Source organism: Baekduia soli (assembly GCF_007970665.1).
GTDB classification, from domain to species: Bacteria; Actinomycetota; Thermoleophilia; order Solirubrobacterales; family Solirubrobacteraceae; genus Baekduia; species Baekduia soli.
Map to the genome: position 1 here is coordinate 4,375,530 of NZ_CP042430.1, position 17,764 is coordinate 4,393,293.

The window sequence follows — 17,764 nt, forward strand, 5'->3', positions numbered from 1 at the left end:
ACGCCATGAACCCCACCACCCTGCAGGTCATCTGGTTCCTGCTGATCAGCATCCTCTGGCTCGGCTACTTCGTGCTGGAGGGCTTCGACTTCGGCGTCGGCATGCTGCTGCGCCACGTCGCCCGCACCAACCCCGAGAAGCGCGCGGTCATGCACACCATCGGCCCTGTGTGGGACGGCAACGAGGTGTGGCTGCTCGTCGCCGGCGGCGCCACGTTCGCGGCGTTCCCGGAGCTGTACGCCACCCTGTTCTCCGGGTTCTACCTCGCGCTGTTCCTGATCCTCGCGGCGCTCATCGCCCGCGGGGTCGCGTTCGAGTTCTGGGGCAAGGACGACGATCCGCGCTGGCGCGCGACCTGGGAGTGGGCGCTGACGATCGGCAGCGCGCTGCCCGCCCTGCTGTGGGGCGTCGCCTGGGCGAACATCATCCGCGGCGTGCCCGTCGACGCCCAGGGCGAGTTCAACGGCACGCTCCTCTCGCTGCTCAACCCCTACGGGTTGCTCGGCGGCGTCGTGACCCTGAGCCTGTTCGCCGCCCACGGCGCGTCGTTCCTGTCGCTGCGCACCACGGGCGTCATCGAGGAGCGCTCCCGGGCCGCCGCGCGCGCCCTCGCCCCGATGGCCGCCGCGGCCGTGGTGGCGTTCGCCGCGTGGACCATCGTGCGCCAGGGCGACCACGGGGGCGTGCAGGCCGTGTCGGCCGTGCTCGTCGTGCTGGCCGCCCTGTGCGGCGCCGGCGCGGCGCTGCGGGCCGGCGTGCGCCCCGGCGTGGCGTTCGGCCTCAGCGCGCTGACGATCCTGCTCCTGTTCTGCGGGATCTTCGCCGACCTGTACCCCAACGCCCTGGTCTCGACCGGCCCCGGACCGTCGCTGACGCTGCGCGCGGCGTCCTCCACGAACTACACGCTGACGGTCATGACGGTCGTCGCCGTGGTCTTCGTCCCGATCGTGCTGGCCTACCAGGCCTGGACGTACTGGGTCTTCCGGGCCCGGCTGGGCGCCGAGGACTTCGGCGAGATCCACTCGCCGATCGACCTGCTGGCCCGGCACACCGGCGGCGGCCGTGAGGCCGACGCCGACGAGCCGGCGCCCACGGCACCCGGCGCGTCGTGAGGCCGGTCGACCCGCGCCTGCTGCGGGCCAGCCGCCCGGCGCGGGCCCACCTCGGCGCGACGTTCGCCATCGCGGCGCTCAGCGCCGTGGTGGTCGTCGCGCAGGCCGCGCTGCTCGCCCACGTCGTCGCCCGCGCGGTCGCCGGCGACGCGCCGGGCACGCTGCGCGGGTCGATCCTCGCGCTGCTCGGCGTACTCGTGCTGCGGGCGCTGGCCGACGGCGCGTTCGACGCCGTCGGCCGGTTCGGCGCCGCACGGGTCATGAGCGACCTGCGCGGGCGCCTGGCCGAGCACCTGCTCGTCCGCCGCCCCGGCGTCGACGGGCAGGGGCGCACGGGCGAGATCGCCGCGCTGGCCGTGCAGGGCATCGACGCCGTCGAGCCCTACTTCGCGCGCTTCCTGCCCCAGCTGGCGCTCGCGTCGCTCGTGCCGCCGGCGATCCTCGTGTGGGTGCTGCGCGGGGACTGGATCGCCGCGCTCATCCTCGCCGGGACGATCCCGCTCATCCCGTTGTTCATGGCCCTGGTCGGAATGGCCACCCAGGCGCACACCCGCGCGCGGTGGCGGTCGCTGGCGACGCTCAGCGCGCACTTCCTCGACGTCGTCGGCGGCCTGCCCACGCTGCGCGCCCACGCCCGCGACGCCGCCCAGGCCCGGGCGCTGGAGCAGGTCGGCGAGGCCTACCGGCGCGAGACGATGGGCACCCTGCGGGTCGCGTTCCTCTCGGCCCTGGTCCTCGAGCTGCTGGCCATGATCGGCACCGCCCTGGTGGCCGGCACGGTCGGCGTGCAGCTCGCCGGCGGCCACCTCGGCCTCGAGGCCGGCCTCTGCGTGCTGCTGCTGGCGCCCGAGCTCTACTCCCCGCTGCGCCAGGTCGGCGCCCAGTTCCACGCCAGCGCCGACGGGCTGCAGGCCGCCCAGGAGCTGCAGGACGCGCTGCAGACCCCGGGCGCCGTCTCGGCGCCGGCCCATCCGTGCCGCGCGCCGCGCCCGGACCGCAGCGCCGTGCGCTTCCAGGCCGTCGGCTTCACCTACCCCGGTCGCGACCTCGCCGTCCTGGACGGCCTGGACCTGGAGCTCGCCCCCGGCGCCACCACCGCGCTCGTCGGGGCCAGCGGCGCCGGCAAGAGCACGATCGCCGCGCTGGCGCTGCGGCTGGCCGACCCGACGGCCGGGCGCATCACCTGCGGCGGCGTCGACCTCCTCGACGTGCCGGCCCGCGAGTGGCGCGCCGGCTGCGCGTGGCTGCCCCAGCACACGCGCCTGTTCACCGGCACGGTGGCCGACAACCTGCGCCTGGGCCGCCCGGGCGCCACCGACGCCGAGCTGCACGCGGCGCTGGAGGCGGCGGGCGCCCGCGACGTCGTCGCCGCCCTGCCCGGCGGCCTGGACACGCGCGTCGGCGACGGCGGCCGGCGCCTGTCGGCCGGCGAGGCCCAGCGCCTGGCGATCGCGCGCGCCTTCGTGCGCGATGCGCCGATGGTCGTCCTGGACGAGCCCACCGCCCACCTCGACGAGGACTCGGCCGTGCTCGTCGGTGAGGCCCTGCAGCGCCTGGCCGCCGGGCGCACGACGCTGCTCGTCGTCCACCGCCCGGCGCTGGCGGCGATCGCCGACCACGTCGTCCACCTCGGCGCGCAGGGCGCGTGCGTCGCCGCGACCGCCGGGGCCCTGAGCGAGGTGGCGGCATGAGGCCGCTGGCGCGCGCCGCCGCGCTCGTGGTGCCGCGGCGCGGCCGGCTCCTGCTCGGGGTCGCCCTCGGCGCGGGCGCCGTCGCCGCCGCGATCGGGCTGCTCTGCACCTCGGGGTGGCTCATCGTCCGCGCGGCCGAGCGCCCGCCGATCCTGCAGCTGACGATGGCGATCGTGGCCGTGCGCACGTTCGGCATCGCCCGCGCGGTCCTGCGCTACGCCGAGCGCCTGGTCACCCACGACCTCGCGTTCCGGGTGCTGGCCGACCTGCGCCGGCGCTTCTACGTGCGCCTCGCGCCCCTCGTGCCCGCCGGGCTTCCGCGGATGCGCGCCGGCGACCTGCTGAGCCGCTTCGTGGCCGACGTCGACCAGCTCCAGCATCTCTACCTGCGCGCGCTGGCGCCGCCGATCGTCGCCGGCGTGGTCATCGCGCTGGCCGTCGGCGTCAGCGCCGCCGTCCTGCCCGCCGCCGGGATCGTGCTCGGCGTCGCGCTGCTGGCCGCCGCCACCGTCGTGCCCGCGCTGACCCACGTCGCGGCGCGGTCGGCCGCACGGCGCCAGGCGCCGGCGCGCGCGACCCTGTCGGCCGAGCTCGTCGAGGCGCTGGACGGCGCGGCCGAACTCGCGGTCCTGGGCCAGGACGAGGCACGGCTGCAGCGCATCCGCGCCGCCGACGCGCGCCTTGCCCGCCTCGTGCGCCGCGACGCGCTGGCCGGCGGACTGGCCACCGGCCTGGGGACGCTGCTGCCCGGCCTCGCGCTCGTCGGCGTGCTGGCCGTCTCGCTGCCCGCCGTGCACGACGGCCGGCTGACCGGGCCGTGGCTCGGGCTGCTGGCGCTCATGGCGCTGGCCGCGTTCGAGGCCGTCCAGCCGCTGCCGGCGGCCGCCCAGCAGCTCGCGGCGTGCGCGCGCTCGGCCGCGCGCCTGGAGGAGATCGTCGATGCGCCGGTCCCCGTGACCGACCCGGCGGACCCCGCGGCGCTGCCCGACGAGGGCGAGCTCGTGGCCGAGGCGGTCGGCGCGCGCTTCGAGGGCGCCGCACGGCCCGCGCTGGCGGCCGTGGACCTGCGGTTGGCGCCGGGGCGCGCCGTCGCGCTCGTGGGGGCCAGCGGCAGCGGCAAGACGACGCTGGCCGAGCTGCTGGTCCGCTTCCGCGACCCCGACGCCGGGCGCGTGGCGCTCGGCGGCACCGACGTCCGCGCCCTGCGCCAGGACGACCTGCGCCGCACGGTCCTGCTGGCCGCCCAGGACGCGCGCCTGTTCACGACCACGATCCGCGAGAACCTGCTGCTCGCCCACCGCGAGGCGACCGACGGCGACCTGCTCGCCGCGCTGTCGGCCGTCGGCCTCGGCGACTTCGTCGCCCGCCTGCCCGAGGGCCTGGACACCCACGTCGGCCAGGACGGGTCCCAGCTGTCGGGCGGCCAGCGGCGGCGCCTGCTCGTCGCCCGCGCGCTGGTCTCCGACGCGCGCCTGCTCATCCTCGACGAGCCCGCCGCCCACCTCGACCCGCCGGCCGCACGCGCCCTGCACGAGCGGCTGCTGGCCGAGTCCTCGCGCCGCGGCGTGCTCGTCATCGCCCACGGCGTCGCCGGCCTGGAGCGCTGCGACGAGATCGTCGTGCTGCACGAGGGCCGCGTGGCCGAGCGCGGCACGCACGACGAGCTCCTGGCGGCCGGCGGCCGGTACGCCACGATGGCCCGGGCACTGCAGGTGATGGCGTAGGGCGCAGGGCCGGTGCGGCGCGGCGCGGCGCGGGCGCCCGTGGCGCGCCGTTCGGGCGCCGCCGGCGGGGCGGACGCGGCGGGAGGGCGACGAGCGGCGACCCGCCGGGGTACCCCGGGCGCCCGGGGTCGTGCGCCCACGCCCGCGGGCGGCAAGGTCGATGGCGCCTGGGTGGGGATATGCACCATCAACGCGCCATACGGCAGGCGGGGCACCGGCGCCTGTCGTCCCGGACCCGCCTGGCCTGCACCCGCGGCCCACACCCTGCGGCGAAGTACCCAGCGCCCGGCGTGCTCGGTCCCGATGGCGGCCGGTGGCGTGGCGTGGGAGCCTGCGTGCTGCCCATCCGCCACCACGAGGTCCGCATGTTCACGAAGGTCATCATCGGCGTCGACGGCCACGAGGGTGGGCGTGACGCCATCGCCCTGGCCCGCGCGCTGGCGCCGGGAGCCGAGCTGGTCCTGGCCTGCGCGTATCCCTACGACGAGCGCCGCAGCCGCTTCGCGCTCCAGGGCTTCGCCATCGCCCTGCGCGAGGAGGCGCTGCACATGCTGCGCGCCGAGCGCGAGGCCGCCGGCGACGAGACGCTGCGCGCCGTGACCGTCGCCGATCCCGCCCCGGCGCGCGGGCTGCAGCAGGTCGCCGCCGACGAGCACGCCGACCTCCTGGTGGTCGGCTCGTCCCACCGCGGCCCGGCCGGCCGCGTCCTGCTCGGCGACGTCTCCCGCTCCGTCCTGCACGGCGCGCCGTGCGCGGTCGCCGTCGCGCCGCGCGGCGTGGCTGCCGGGACTCCGGCGACGATCGGCGTCGCCTTCGACGGCTCCTCCGAGTCGGTGCACGCCCTGGAGCTCGCGGCGGCCCTGGCCCAGGAGCTCGGCGCGACGCTCCAGGTCGCCGAGGGCATCGAGCTGGGCTTCGTGCCCGCGCGCACCGGCTTCGACATCGTGGGTCTCATGGAGGACCTGCGCGAGGCCTCGCAGACCACCCTGGACCACCGCCTGGAGGCGCTGCCGGTCCCGGCGACGGGCGTCGCCGTCGTCGGCCGCACCCGCGCCACGCTCGGCGAGCTGGCCGCGCGCGTGGACCTCATGGTCTGCGGCTCGCGCGGCTGGGGACCCGTCCGCCAGGTCGTGCTGGGCAGCACGGCCGACCACCTCATCCACCACGCGCACTGCCCCGTGCTCGTCGTGCCGCGCGGCGCGGAGGCGCCCGCCGGCGCCCCGGCCTCCGCCGAGTCCGCCGGCGCCCATGGGTGAGGCGCTGGCGCCGAAGGAGCTCGAGCTCCTGCACGCCTGGTGGCGCGCGGCCAACTACCTCTCCGTCGGACAGATCTACCTGCTCGACAACCCGCTGCTGCGCGAGCCGCTGACCCTGGACCACGTCAAGCCGCGGCTGCTGGGCCACTGGGGCACCACCCCCGGGCTCACCCTGCTCTACGCCCACCTCAACCGGGTCATCCGCCGCGACGACCTCGACGCGCTGTTCGTCACCGGGCCCGGGCACGGCGGGCCCGGGCTCGTGGCGAGCACCTACCTCGAGGGCACCTACACCGAGATCTACCCGCACATCGGCCACGACGAGGAGGGCCTGCGGCGCCTGTTCCGCCAGTTCTCGTTCCCCGGCGGCATCCCGAGCCACGTCGCGCCGCAGACCCCGGGCTCCATCCACGAGGGCGGCGAGCTCGGCTACGCGCTCGTCCACGCCTACGGCGCCGCGTTCGACCACCCCGGCCTGCTCGTCTGCTGCGTCATCGGCGACGGCGAGGCCGAGACCGGCCCGCTGGCCGCCAGCTGGCACTCCAACAAGTTCGTCGACCCGGTCCGCGACGGCGCCGTGCTGCCGGTCCTGCACCTCAACGGCTACAAGATCGCCAACCCCACGGTCCTGGCCCGCATCCCCGAGCCCGAGCTGCGCTCGCTGCTGGAGGGCTACGGCCACGCGCCGTACTTCGTGAGCGGCGACGACCCCGCCGCCGTGCACCAGGCGCTGGCCGCGACCCTCGACGAGGTCGTCGCCGAGATCGCCGCGATCCAGCGCCGCGCCCGCGAGGACGGCGTCCGCGAGCGGCCGCGCTGGCCGATGATCGTCCTGCGCACCCCGAAGGGCTGGACCGGCCCCAAGACCGTGGACGGCCTGCCCGCCGAGGGCTCCTTCCGCTCCCACCAGGTCCCGCTGGCCGGCCTGCGCGAGCACCCCGAGCACCTCGCCCAGCTCGAGGCCTGGATGCGGTCCTACGGGCCCGAGGAGCTGTTCGACGACGGTGGAGCCCTGCGGCCCGAGATCGCAGCGCTGGCCCCGGACGGCCCGCGCCGCATGGGCGCCAACCCCGTCGCCAACGGCGGCCTGCTGCTCGCCGACCTCGAGCTGCCGGACTTCCGCGCCTACGCCGTCGACGTCCCCGCCCCGGCCCGCTCCACGAGCGAGGCCACGCGCGTGCTCGGGACGTGGCTGCGCGACGTCGTGCGCTCCAACCCGCAGACGTTCCGGATCATGGGCCCCGACGAGACGGCGTCCAACCGCCTGTCGGCCGTCTTCGAGGCCACCGACCGCGCGTGGGCCGCCGAGATCCGCGACGGCGACGAGCACCTCGCGCCCGACGGCCGCGTCATGGAGGTGCTCTCCGAACACCTCTGCCAGGGCTGGCTGGAGGGCTACCTGCTCACGGGCCGCCACGGCCTGTTCAACTGCTACGAGGCGTTCATCCACATCGTCGACTCGATGTTCAACCAGCACGCCAAGTGGCTGAAGGTCACCCGCGACATCCCGTGGCGGCGCCCGATCGCCTCGCTGAACTACCTGCTGTCCTCGCACGTCTGGCGCCAGGACCACAACGGCTTCTCCCACCAGGACCCCGGGTTCATCGACCACGTGGTCAACAAGAAGGCCGAGGTCGTGCGCGTCTACCTGCCGCCCGACGCCAACTGCCTGCTGTCGGTCGCCGACCACTGCCTGCGCTCGCGCGACTACGTCAACGTCATCGTCGCCGGCAAGCAGCCGGCGCTGAACTTCCTGACGATGGACGAGGCCGTCGCCCACTGCACGCGCGGCATCGGCATCTGGCCGTGGGCGAGCACCGCCGTCGACGAGGAGCCCGACGTCGTGCTCGCGTGCGCGGGCGACGCGCCGACGCTGGAGGTCGTCGCCGCCGCCGCGCTGCTGCGCGAGCACCTGCCCGACCTGCGGGTGCGCGTCGTCAACGTGGTCGACCTCATGCGCCTGCAGCCCGACACCGAGCACCCGCACGGCCTCGGCGACCGTGAGTTCGACGCCCTGTTCACCACCAGCCGGCCGGTGATCTTCGCGTACCACGGCTACCCCTGGCTCATCCACCGCCTGACCTACCGGCGCACGAACCACCACGAGTTCCACGTCCGCGGCTACAAGGAGGAGGGCACCACGACCACGCCGTTCGACATGGTGATGCTCAACGACCTCGACCGCTTCGGGCTGGTCATCGACGTCATCGACCGCGTGCCCGGACTCGGCGAGCGCGCCGCCGGCCTGCGCCAGCGGATGAGCGACGAGCGCCTGCGCCACCGCGCGTTCACGCGCGAGACCGGCGACGACCCCGCCTCCGTGCGCGACTGGGTCTGGCCCGGCGGACCGCCCGCCGCGGGCTGAGCGTGCGGGTCCTCGTCGTCAACGCCGGCTCGAGCAGCCTGCGCCTGCGCCTGGTCGGCGCCGACGACGCCGTGCTCTGGGCCCGCGACCTCAAGAGCCCCGGCGGCCGCGCCGGCGCGGGCGCGCTGCAGGCCGCGCTGCGCGAGCCCGGCGCCGCGGCGCCCGACGCCGTCGGCCACCGCATCGTCCACGGCGGCCCCGACCTGCACGCGGCGGTCCGCATCGACGGGGCGGTGGAGGCCCGGCTGCACGACCTGGTCGCGCTGGCCCCGCTGCACCAGCCCAAGTCGCTGGCCGCGCTGGACGCCGTGCGCGCCGCCCTGCCCGCCGTCCCGGCGTGGGCCTGCTTCGACACCGCGTTCCACGCGACGCTGCCGGCGGCGGCGGCGACCTATGCGCTGCCCCTGGCCTGGCGCGAGCGCTGGGACCTGCGCCGCTACGGCTTCCACGGGCTGTCGCACGCGGGCGTCGCGCGGCGCTTCGGCACGGGCCGCGTCGTGAGCTGCCACCTCGGGGCCGGCGCCTCGCTCTGCGCAATCGCCGACGGGCGCTCCGTCGACACGACGATGGGCTTCACGCCGCTGGAGGGCCTGGTCATGGCCACGCGCTCGGGCAGCGTGGACCCCGGCCTGCTCCTCTGGCTGCTGCAGGACGGCGGGCTGGGCGCGGGCGAGATCGCCGACGCCCTCGAGCACGGCTCCGGCCTGGCCGGTCTGGCCGGCACGCCGGACCTGGCCGAGGTGCTCGCCCGCGCAGAGGCCGGCGACGAGCGCTGCGTGCTGGGCCGCGACGCCTACGTGCACCGCCTGCGCGCCGCGATCGCCGCGATGGCCGCGGCGCTCGGCGGGCTGGACACGCTCGTGTTCACCGGCGGCGCCGGCGAGCATGCCCCCGAGCTGCGCGCACGGGCGGCGGCCGGCCTGGGCTTCCTCGGCGTCGTGCTGCACGACGCGCGCAACGCGGCCGCCCGCCACGACGCCGACATCTCGGCCACCGGCGCGGCCGTGCGGACCCACGTGCTCACCGCGCGAGAGGACGCCGAGATCGCCCGCCAGGTGCGCGCGGCGGCTGGGTAGTCCCCCGCAGGTCCGCCGCGGAGGACGGCGGATGGCGGGACCGCGCCCCGGAGCGTACCGTCGCCGCATGCCCCAGACGCACCGTGGCGCGACCGCCACGACCGATCCCGCCGCCACGGCGGCACCGACGTTCGTCGTCGGCTACGACGGCTCGGCGGGGGCCGGTGCCGCGGTCCGCTGGGCCGCCGCCCAGGCCGCCCCGCGCGGGCGCGTGGTCGTCGTGCACGCCGAGCACCCCGCCATCCCGCGGCCCGCCGCCAGCGCATGGACGTCGCGGGCGAAGGCCGGGCTCGACGCCCTGTGGACGGTCGAGCACGCGCTCGGCGACGTGACGGTCGAGCTCGAGGTCGCCGAGGGCGCCCCGGCCGCCGCGCTGTGCCGCGCGGCGCGGACCGCGGACGCCGACGGCATCGTCGTCGGGCGCCACCGCGACAGCGCCTTCAACGCCGACACGGTCCGCCAGCTCCTGGCGCTCGCTGACCGGCCCGTCACGGTCGTCCCCGGCTGAGATGGCCGACGCCGCGTCCGCCGAGGACGAAGCCGGCGACGCCGACGGCCGGCCCGGCCCGACGATCGTCGTGGGCTGGGACGGCTCGGACGCCGCCCGCGGCGCGCTGCGCACCGCCACCCGCCTGGCCCGCGACGGTCGCGTGATCGTCGTCCACGCCCACGAGGCCGCCGCGCCCCACGTCACCTCGCGCTGGCGCGAGCTGCTGCAGGCCGACGGGGCCCGGCGCAGCCTGCTGCTGCTCGCCGAGATCCCCGCCGCCTCCGACGCCGACCTCGAGCTGGTGCGCATCGAGGCGCGGTCGCTGGACGGCCCTCCGGCCGACGCGCTGCTGCGGACCGCGCGCGAGGACGGCGCCGACGCGATCGCGGTCGGCTCCCGCGGCCTCGGTGCGGGCCCCGGGGCCGTCGGTAGCGTGTCGGCAGCACTGCTGGCCTCGACCGATCGCCCCGTCCTCGTCGTCCCGCCCGCCGCCGCGCACCCCACCCCAGGAGCCTGACCATGCACGCCGCCACCCACCGCCCCCACGTCGTCATCGCCGGTGGCGGGGTCGCCGCGATCGAGCTGGCCCTCGCGCTGCACGACCTCGCCGGGACGCGCGTCCAGATGACGCTCGTCGCCCCCGAGCGCGACTTCGAGCTGCGCCCGCTGCGCACCGCCGAGCCGTTCTCGGCCGACCACGTCCGCCGCCACTCCCTGCGCGACCTGGCCCGGCGCGTCGGCGCCGAGCTCGTCGCCGACACGGTCGTCGCCGTCGACCCCGGCCGCCACGCCGTCCGCCTCGCCGAGACCGGCACGCGCAGCTACGACGCGCTGGTCCTCGCGGTCGGCGCCCGCCACCGCACGGCGTTCTCGCGCGCGATCACGTTCACCGGCGACCGCACGACGGTCGCCTACAACGGGCTGCTCGCCGACCTCGAGGAGCACTGGACCCGGTCGGTCGCCTTCGTCGTGCCGCCCGGCACGACCTGGCCGCTGCCGCTCTACGAGCTCGCGCTCATGACGGCGCGCGAGGTGCGCTCGATGGGCATCGACGACGTCGCGCTGCAGGTCATCTCGCCCGAGCCCACGCCGCTGAGCCTCTTCGGGGTCCCCGCGAGCGAGGCGGTCGCCGGCCTGCTGGCCTCGGCGGGCATCGCGTTCCGCGGCGACACCCACGCGCAGGCGGGCCACGACGGGCGCCTGGAGCTGCTGCCCGGCGGCGATCGCCTGGACGCCGAGCGCGTCGTCGCGCTGCCCACCATCGAGGGCCCGCAGATCTCCGGCGTCCCCGGCGACGAGCGCGGGTTCATCCCGGTCGACGACCACGGCCGCGTGCGCGGCGTCGAGGACGTCTACGCCGCCGGCGACGGCACGACCTTCCCGGTCAAGCAGGGCGGGCTGGCCTGCCAGATGGCCGACGCCATCGCCGAGGTGCTCGCGGCCGCCGCGGGCGCCGATGTGACGCCGCAGCCGTTCCGCCCGGTCCTGCGCGGGCACCTGCTCACCGGCCGGGGCAGCCAGTACCTCGAGCAGCCCCTGCCCGACGCGGGCAGCGAGACGACGTCGGACCTGCACCTGTGGTCGGCGCCGCGCAAGGTCGACGGCCGCTACCTGTCCCCGTGGCTCGAGGAGCTCGAGGGCGCCTCGGCCGCCGCCGCGCCCGAGGGCGCGCACATCGACGTCGAGGTCGCGCTGCCCAGCGACTACGAGATCGGCCATGAGGCGATGCGCCTGGACCCCTACTCCCCCACGCGCGGGCGCTGACCGCCGTCGTCGCCGGCCGACGGCCCGGCGACGAACGTCGTGTAACGGCCGGGCGGCGAGGTGATCGTCACCCGTCGGCCGCGGCCGACGACCTCCAGCAGCGCGACCGTCCGCGGGTCGCCGGCCGCCGCGTGGATCTCGCCGACGATCGTCCCGACGGCGTCGAGCCCGGCGCAGGCCGGCAGCACGTCGAACTCCGCACCCTCGACGTCGATCTTGAGCAGGTCCACGGGCCCCGCCTCGGCGATCAGGGCGTCCAGGTCGACGGGCGCCACGACCTGGGCCGGGCCCGCGGGCGCGGGATCGTCGGCGCTCCCGGGCGCGTGGGTCCAGCCGCCCCAGCTCTCGCCGGCGTCGTGGAAGGTCACCGGCTCGCCCGTCGACGTGACCGCGCCGTGGACGCAGCGCACGCCGGGCAGCCCGCCGACGTTGGCCTCCAGCACCCCGAACACCGCCGGGCCGGCCTCGACCGCCACGATGCGCGCGCCGGGGTAGCGGCCGGCCAGGAACAGCACCGACGCACCGCTGTTGGCGCCGAGGTCGACGATCGTGCGCGCGCCGGCCGGCAGCCCGTCGGCGTAGGCGCCCTCGCTGAAGACCTCCCACAGGACCAGGAAGCCCGCGAGGTCCGGGACGACGAAGTCGCGCTCGCCCCCGGCGAGGCGCAGCCGCACGCGCAGCGGGCCGCGCCGCAGCCCCGATCCCACGAGCAGCGGCGCGACGAGCAGCGCGGCGCGGCGCAGCGGGTTGCGCGATCCGATGTCCAGCGCCAGGCGCACCCCGACGCGCGCGGCCTCCGACAGGTCCTTGGGCACGGCGGACACGTTAAAGGCGCAACGCCCCGGGATCGAGCGGCGGGATATGAGGCCGACTCGCGGGGCGTCGCAGGAGGAGAGGAACGTCATGGTGCCGTGGACCGATCCAGAAGTCCAAGACCCATTTACGCTCACACCCATAAGCAGCGCCTATGGCGCTTGAGGATCAGCGCGTGATGGTCACCACGCGGTCGGAGGTCACGATCGTCGACGACATCGGCCGGGCCAGCCCGTGGACCGAGACGTGCACCCGCACGTGGCTGCCGACCTTGATCCGGCACAGCTGCGCCGTGCTCGCGTCCAGCGTGATGACCTTCGCGCGCGTGGCGGGCAGCTCGCCCAGGTCGGAGCCGAAGCCGGCCGAGCGGCCGCCGACGCGCGCCGAGGCGATCTTCTGGCCCGGGACCGCGCTCGTGACCGAGACGCGCAGGCCGCCGTGGCGGCGGATGTCGCGCAGCGACTGACGCGCGGCGACCTTGATGGTGGCCTTGGGCTTGCCGGTCACGTCGGGCGAGGTGCCGGTGGCCGCGATGGCCTGGAACGGGCGCTGGAAGAAGTACCCGGTCGGCACCGCGCCGCGGGACGGGTCCAGCCGCACGAGGAAGGACTGGTTGGCCGTCGAGCCCTTGAGCAGGATCCGGCGCACGCCCCAGGCCGAGCCGTCGGGCGCGACGGTCGCGGTCGTCTGGCCGCCCTGCGGCACGCGGGCCGCGGGCAGGCTGCCCAGGCCGGCGTCGGACTGCAGCACCGCGTCGCCCGCCGTGCCATCGAGGCCGATGAGGCGCCCGTCGGGCAGGCGATCGACGGCGAGCGCGGGCGTCCTGCCCGCGCTGGCGTCGCCGGCCGCGTAGCCGGGGACGGTCGTCGCGGCGGCCGCGCCGGTGGCGAGGTCGACCTGCGAGGCGTTGCCGCCGGCCACGACGAGCGCGGTGGCGCCGTCGGCGGCGACCGAGAACGTCACGGCTCCGCCGTCGGGGACGCCGGGCAGGACCGGCGTACCGCCGAACAGGGCGGTGAAGCGGCCCGTGCCCGTGTCGAGCTGGGAGATGCGCCCGGTCGTGTCGAGCGCCAGGAGGCGGCCGCCGGGCGCGGTGTCCAGGCCGACGACGCGGGCGCCGGCGGTCAGGCCGGCGCCGTGGGCCAGCGTCATCAGGCCGCCGGCCGACTGGTTCGTGAAGGTGGCCACGTCGCCGGTCGCGGTGACGCCGGTGAAGTCGGTGGCGGCGCCGGCCGCCGCGGGCACGGCGAGCGCGGCGGCGACGGCGAGGGCGGTGGGGAGGGAGGTGAGGGGTCGCATGCCCACCGAACGGCACGAGGGCGTCCGACGTCACGGGCGGGGGCCGTCGTCGGACACCCGCGCCGGTGGCGTGTCGCTCAGGCCGGCGGCCGCGGGAGCGCCGCCAGCGCGTCCTCGCGGCTCTCGGCGACGAACAGCAGGCCGCCGGTCACGGTGATCTCGAGGATGGTGCGCACGTACTGCTGGTTGGTGATGACCGCCAGCCCCGCGCCCTGGCGCGGGTCGAGGTCCTCTGCGGCGCGCACGAGCGCGTCGAGCACCTTCGAGTTGAGCATGTCGGGTGGGCGCAGGTCGACGACCAGGCGCCGTGTCCCCTCGGCCTTCAGGCTCGCCAGCAGCTCGCCGACCTCCTGCCCGGCCCGCGTCCCGGCGCCGGGGCGCAGGGTGACGAGGGCCGTGAGCGCGTCGACGCGCTCCACGTCGTGGCCGGCGCCCGGCATGCTCAGCTGACCTCGGGCAGCACGTGCCAGTTGCGCAGGTCCAGGCGCCCGGCGATGTGCATCCCGGTGTCGTCGATGAGGAACTCGCGGATGTCCTTGTCGTGGTCGGACCCGCGGACCTTCATCACGTTGATCGCGCGCCCCACGCGCCCGTGGTCGGCGACGTACTGCATGACGATGATCGCGTCGCTGACCGTCGACATGTGCAGGTCGCCGCTGAGGTCCAGGCCCGACGGTTCACGCGACGTGGCCGTCATGAGCCCGAGCAGCGACTGCTCCTTGATGTGGAAGCTCAGGCCGAGCAGGTACTCTCGGAAGCTCTTGACGGTCGCGACGCGCCGCAGCGCCGTGAGGCTGTCGATGGCGATGCGGTCGGGCGCGAACTCGGCCATGACCTGCTTGAGGTGCAGGAGGTGGTCCTCCAGCGACGCGGCCTCGGGGGCCTGGGCGACCACGCGCATCCGGCCGTCGGCCTCCAGCGCGTCGAAGTCGATGCCCCAGGCCGCCGCGTTGCGCGCCAGCTGGTCACGGGACTCCTCGAAGGAGAACAGCAGGCCGCGCTGGCCGTCGAGCGCGCCGCCGGCGGCGAAGTGGCTGGCCAGCAGCGACTTGCCCACGCCGGTCGGCCCGGAGACCAGGACCAGCGAGCGGGCCAGCAGGCCGCCGCCGCACATCCGGTCCAGCTCGGGGACGCCGGACCCCAGCCGCTGGTGCGAGGAGGCGTAGCCGAAGCTCAGGACCTCCTGGGGCACGACGATCATGCCGCGTCCGGGGCGGATCGTGAACAGGTGCTCGCCCTTGAGGTGCGCACCGCCGCGCAGCTTGAGCACCTCGACCGTGCGCCGGCGCTTCTCGTCGGCCAGCGCGTTGCGCAGGATGACCACGTTGTCGGCGACGAACTCCTCGAAGCCGAAGCGCGTGACGGCGCCGTAGTCGTCGGGGCGCTCGGCGGTCATGACCGCCGTGACGCCCAGGCGCTGCAGCTCGGTCCCGATCTGGAACAGCGCCCGGCGCGCGACCTGGGCGTTGCCGAACTGGTCGACGAGCGCGCCGGTGGAGTCGATGGCCACGCGCGCCGCGCCCGAGCGCTGCACGGCGTGGCGCACGCGCAGCACGAGCGAGGACAGGTCGTAGTCGCCGGAGACCACGGTCTCGGGCTCGAGGTCGGGCGAGGCGTCGACGAACGTCCACGCCCCGTCGCGCTCCCAGCGCTCGACATCCCAGCCGAGGGAGCGGAAGTTGCGCGCGATCTCCGACGGGCGCTCCTCGAACGTGACGAACACTCCGGGCTCGTCGTGGTCGAGGATCCCGGCGGCCAGGAACTGGACGGCCAGAAGCGTCTTGCCGCTGCCCGCCGTCCCCGAGACCAGCGTGAGGCGCCGGTGGGGCAGGCCGCCGCCGGTGACGGGATCCAGGCCCTCGACCCCCGATGCGACCCGGCCGACCTCGATCGGCTCCGTGCTCATGTCCCCCCTCAAGGCCCACGCCCACGCCGAGGCCGAGGCCCCAGCGGACCTTCTCGGCGTCGGACAGGTCGCCGACCACGCGGCGCGGCGCACCCGGCCCGAGCCGCACGAGCATCGGCGTCGCGATGATGCGCTCCTCCTCGGCGACCTCGGGGCGCTCGCGGACGTCGACGACCTCGAGGTCCACGCCGGGCAGCTCGCGCCGCAGGGCCTTCAGCGCCGCGACGGCGCGGTCGGAGGACGGGGTACCGCTGACGATGTAGAGCCGGAGGGTGACCATCGGGGCGGCGCGGCCGGGGCCGGGGATGTCATGGATCCTGTCCTGGCGGCCGGGGGCTCAAACAGGACGCCCTGCGGGCCACGGCGCGGCGGCCGCGGGCGCAGGGCGCGCCCGCCTATCCTGGACGGCCGTTGCCGTCCGACACCGATCCCCACCCCTCCGCGGGAGCGCTCCTGCGCGACGTCCCGGCCGCGGACCTCGCCGAGCACATCGTCGCGGTGGCCCAGGCCCTCGGCGGGCGGCCCTCGGCGCTGTACGTCCTCGACATCGCGGGCACCAAGCTGCGCCGCGTGGCCGGCGAGGGTGGCCTGCCCCACACGCTGGCGATCCCCCAGGCCATCGGGCCCGAGCTGCCCCGCGAGCAGGCCGCCGGCCTGGAGGCCACGCTGCGGGCGTTCTCCGCCGACCTCGTGCTCGTCCCGCTGTGGCTGCGTCACCGGGCCATCGCGGCCATCGTCTGCGAGGGGCGCCCCACGCAGGACCTCGACGGGCTGGCGCGCGAGGCCGCAGCCGCGATGGAGCTCGTCGACGGCTACACCGACATCTTCGCGATCGCGCGCAGGGCCGAGCCGGTCAGCACCGCCGCCCAGCTGCAGCAGGACCTGCTGCCGCCGCGCATCAGCGCGGCCCGCGGGGCGGAGCTGGCCGCCGCGATCCTGCCCGCCTACGACGTCGGCGGCGACTGGATCGACCACTCGGCCTCGGCGACCGGCGCGTGGCTGGCGGTCGGCGACGCCCTCGGCAAGGGGCTGCGGGCCGCCGCGCTGTCGGCCCTGGCCGTCGCGGCCCAGCGCGCCGTGCGCCAGGCGGGCGGCACGCTGACCGACTCCGCCCACGCGATCCACGAGGCCGTGCTCGCCGGGGGCGCGGGCGAGGAGTTCATGACGATCCTGCTCGCCGAGTGGGACGCACGCGATCGGCTGCTGAGCTGGGTCAACTGCGGGCACCCTGCACCCGTGCTCCTCCGTCACGGACGTCCCGTCGCCCCGCTGGACGGGTTCCACACGCTCCCGGTCGGCATCGCCGACATGCCCCCGCGGCTCGAGCTGGCACAGGTGCGCCTGCGGCCCGGCGACCACATCGTGCTGCACACCGACGGCGTCACCGAACGGCGCCGCGCGGACGGATCGCCCTTCGGCAGCGACGGCCTGGCGGCTGCGCTGACGCCGCGTCCCGCCTCCGCCGTCGCGTCGGTCGCCGCGCTGCAGGACGCCGTCCTGACCGCCGGGCCCGAGGCCCTGCGCGACGATGCGACCATCATGGCCCTGAGGATCGACGACGACACCCGCCACGAGCCTCCGACGCCCGGGGCGGAGGCGTGAGCGTGTCCGCCTCCTCGCCCGCCCCTGCCCGCGACGCGCCGAAGGTCAGCGACGAGATCGAGCGCTGGCTGGGCTCCGACGGCGAGAAGACCCTGGGCAGCCTCATCGAGCTCTTCGAGGAGAAGAGCTTCGCGATCCTGTTCGTGGTCCTGCTCGGCGTGCCGGCGCTCCCGCTGCCGACCGGCGGCGCGACGCACGTCTTCGAGGTCATCGCGGTGCTGCTGGCGCTGCAGCTCATCGCCGGCCGCGACGAGATCTGGCTGCCCGACCGCTGGCGCTCCAAGGAGCTGGCCGGCGAGCGCCAGCAGAAGTTCATCACCGGGTTGATGAAGCTCATCCGCCGCCTGGAGCGCTTCTCGCGCCCGCGCCTGGCCTTCCTCTTCGATCACCGACTCAGCAACGTCGTCTTCGGCCTGCTGGTCATCGGCGGCTCGGCGGGCGCGTTCTTCGCCCCGCCGTTCACCGGGCTGGACACGCTGCCCGCGCTCGGCGTCGTGCTCCTGTCGCTCGGCGTCCTGCTCGAGGACGTCGCGATCGTGATCGCCGGGCTGATCGTCGGCGCCACCGGCGTGATCCTGGAGCTCGTGCTCGGCAGCGCCGCGATCAAGGGCATCGGCTCGCTCCTGTAGACGTCGCGCGCGCGGGGCGCCCGCGCGCCGCGGCGGC

15 protein-coding genes and 1 pseudogene are annotated in these 17,764 nt (G+C 76.1%); 11 read left to right on the plus strand and 5 right to left on the minus strand.

All coding sequences use genetic code 11. The features are described 5' to 3' along the window. Nucleotides 1-5: 5 nt before the first annotated feature. The 9 genes from cydB (at nt 6) to FSW04_RS21245 (ending at nt 11,478) form a co-directional block, all read left to right on the plus strand. Entirely contained in the window at nt 6-1,112 is a 1,107-nt protein-coding gene (cydB, locus tag FSW04_RS21205) for a cytochrome d ubiquinol oxidase subunit II (RefSeq protein ID WP_146922199.1), read from the plus strand. Continuing rightward, nucleotides 1,109-2,803 (plus strand): thiol reductant ABC exporter subunit CydD, encoded by a 1,695-nt coding sequence (cydD, locus tag FSW04_RS21210; protein ID WP_146922200.1) that lies wholly within the window; start codon nt 1,109-1,111, stop codon nt 2,801-2,803. The genes cydB and cydD overlap by 4 nt, the downstream gene beginning before the upstream one ends. Continuing rightward, entirely contained in the window at nt 2,800-4,527 is a 1,728-nt protein-coding gene (gene cydC / locus FSW04_RS21215) for a thiol reductant ABC exporter subunit CydC (RefSeq protein WP_146922201.1), read from the plus strand. The genes cydD and cydC overlap by 4 nt, the downstream gene beginning before the upstream one ends. 335 nt (nt 4,528-4,862) lie before the next feature. Further along, complete coding sequence (locus tag FSW04_RS21220) at nt 4,863-5,783, plus strand: universal stress protein (protein WP_187368980.1); 921 nt, start codon at nt 4,863-4,865, stop codon at nt 5,781-5,783. Continuing rightward, a complete protein-coding gene (locus tag FSW04_RS21225) occupies nt 5,776-8,148 on the plus strand; it encodes a phosphoketolase family protein (protein ID WP_146922203.1) in 2,373 nt (790 codons plus the stop codon). The genes FSW04_RS21220 and FSW04_RS21225 overlap by 8 nt, the downstream gene beginning before the upstream one ends. A gap of 2 nt (nt 8,149-8,150) precedes the next feature. Continuing rightward, complete coding sequence (locus FSW04_RS21230; protein ID WP_146922204.1) at nt 8,151-9,224, plus strand: acetate/propionate family kinase; 1,074 nt, start codon at nt 8,151-8,153, stop codon at nt 9,222-9,224. Nucleotides 9,225-9,291: 67 nt separating this feature from the next. Beyond that, complete coding sequence (locus tag FSW04_RS21235) at nt 9,292-9,732, plus strand: universal stress protein (RefSeq protein WP_187368981.1); 441 nt, start codon at nt 9,292-9,294, stop codon at nt 9,730-9,732. A gap of 1 nt (nt 9,733) precedes the next feature. After that, entirely contained in the window at nt 9,734-10,231 is a 498-nt protein-coding gene (locus FSW04_RS21240) for a universal stress protein (protein ID WP_146922206.1), read from the plus strand. Between the two features lie 2 nt (nt 10,232-10,233). After that, nucleotides 10,234-11,478 carry an NAD(P)/FAD-dependent oxidoreductase gene (locus FSW04_RS21245; protein ID WP_146922207.1) on the plus strand — a complete coding sequence of 415 codons (1,245 nt, stop codon included), beginning with the start codon at nt 10,234-10,236 and terminating at the stop codon, nt 11,476-11,478. Here FSW04_RS21245 and FSW04_RS21250 read toward each other — a convergent pair. From FSW04_RS21250 to FSW04_RS28750, 5 genes and pseudogenes are all read right to left on the minus strand, one after another. After that, on the minus strand, nt 11,454-12,293 hold the full coding sequence (locus tag FSW04_RS21250) for an FkbM family methyltransferase (RefSeq protein WP_187368982.1): 840 nt from the start codon (nt 12,291-12,293) through the stop codon (nt 11,454-11,456). The genes FSW04_RS21245 and FSW04_RS21250 overlap by 25 nt on opposite strands. Nucleotides 12,294-12,459: 166 nt before the next feature. Then, entirely contained in the window at nt 12,460-13,590 is a 1,131-nt protein-coding gene (locus FSW04_RS21255) for a hypothetical protein (RefSeq protein WP_146922209.1), read from the minus strand. A 77-nt stretch (nt 13,591-13,667) separates the two neighbouring features. Continuing rightward, nucleotides 13,668-14,030: a hypothetical protein gene (locus FSW04_RS21260; protein WP_146922210.1), complete on the minus strand. Its 363-nt coding sequence runs from the start codon at nt 14,028-14,030 to the stop codon at nt 13,668-13,670. 2 nt (nt 14,031-14,032) lie between these two features. Beyond that, on the minus strand, nt 14,033-15,496 hold the full coding sequence (gene kaiC, locus FSW04_RS21265) for a circadian clock protein KaiC (protein ID WP_146922211.1): 1,464 nt from the start codon (nt 15,494-15,496) through the stop codon (nt 14,033-14,035). A gap of 91 nt (nt 15,497-15,587) precedes the next feature. After that, nucleotides 15,588-15,776 (minus strand): annotated as a pseudogene (locus FSW04_RS28750) (circadian clock KaiB family protein); the annotation flags it as partial. Nucleotides 15,777-15,907: 131 nt separating this feature from the next. Here FSW04_RS28750 and FSW04_RS21275 point away from each other — a divergent pair. Together FSW04_RS21275 and FSW04_RS21280 are read left to right on the plus strand one after the other, a co-directional pair. Beyond that, nucleotides 15,908-17,098, plus strand: a complete 1,191-nt coding sequence (locus tag FSW04_RS21275) for a PP2C family protein-serine/threonine phosphatase (protein WP_146922212.1) — start codon at nt 15,908-15,910, stop codon at nt 17,096-17,098. 2 nt (nt 17,099-17,100) lie between these two features. Beyond that, nucleotides 17,101-17,727 carry an exopolysaccharide biosynthesis protein gene (locus tag FSW04_RS21280; RefSeq protein ID WP_187368983.1) on the plus strand — a complete coding sequence of 209 codons (627 nt, stop codon included), beginning with the start codon at nt 17,101-17,103 and terminating at the stop codon, nt 17,725-17,727. The last annotated feature ends 37 nt before the right edge of the window (nt 17,728-17,764 follow it).

Excerpts from the sequence above, each read along its gene's own strand:
- FSW04_RS21245 (WP_146922207.1), top strand. The coding sequence starts at position 10,234 with ATGCACGCCGCCACCCACCGCCCCCACGTCGTCATCGCCGGTGGCGGG.
- FSW04_RS21235 (WP_187368981.1), top strand. The coding sequence starts at position 9,292 with ATGCCCCAGACGCACCGTGGCGCGACCGCCACGACCGATCCCGCCGCC.
- kaiC (WP_146922211.1), bottom strand. The coding sequence starts at position 15,496 with ATGAGCACGGAGCCGATCGAGGTCGGCCGGGTCGCATCGGGGGTCGAG.
- FSW04_RS21240 (WP_146922206.1), top strand. The coding sequence starts at position 9,734 with ATGGCCGACGCCGCGTCCGCCGAGGACGAAGCCGGCGACGCCGACGGC.
- FSW04_RS21225 (WP_146922203.1), top strand. The coding sequence starts at position 5,776 with ATGGGTGAGGCGCTGGCGCCGAAGGAGCTCGAGCTCCTGCACGCCTGG.
- FSW04_RS21260 (WP_146922210.1), bottom strand. The coding sequence starts at position 14,030 with ATGCCGGGCGCCGGCCACGACGTGGAGCGCGTCGACGCGCTCACGGCC.
- FSW04_RS21255 (WP_146922209.1), bottom strand. The coding sequence starts at position 13,590 with ATGCGACCCCTCACCTCCCTCCCCACCGCCCTCGCCGTCGCCGCCGCG.
- cydC (WP_146922201.1), top strand. The coding sequence starts at position 2,800 with ATGAGGCCGCTGGCGCGCGCCGCCGCGCTCGTGGTGCCGCGGCGCGGC.
- cydB (WP_146922199.1), top strand. The coding sequence starts at position 6 with ATGAACCCCACCACCCTGCAGGTCATCTGGTTCCTGCTGATCAGCATC.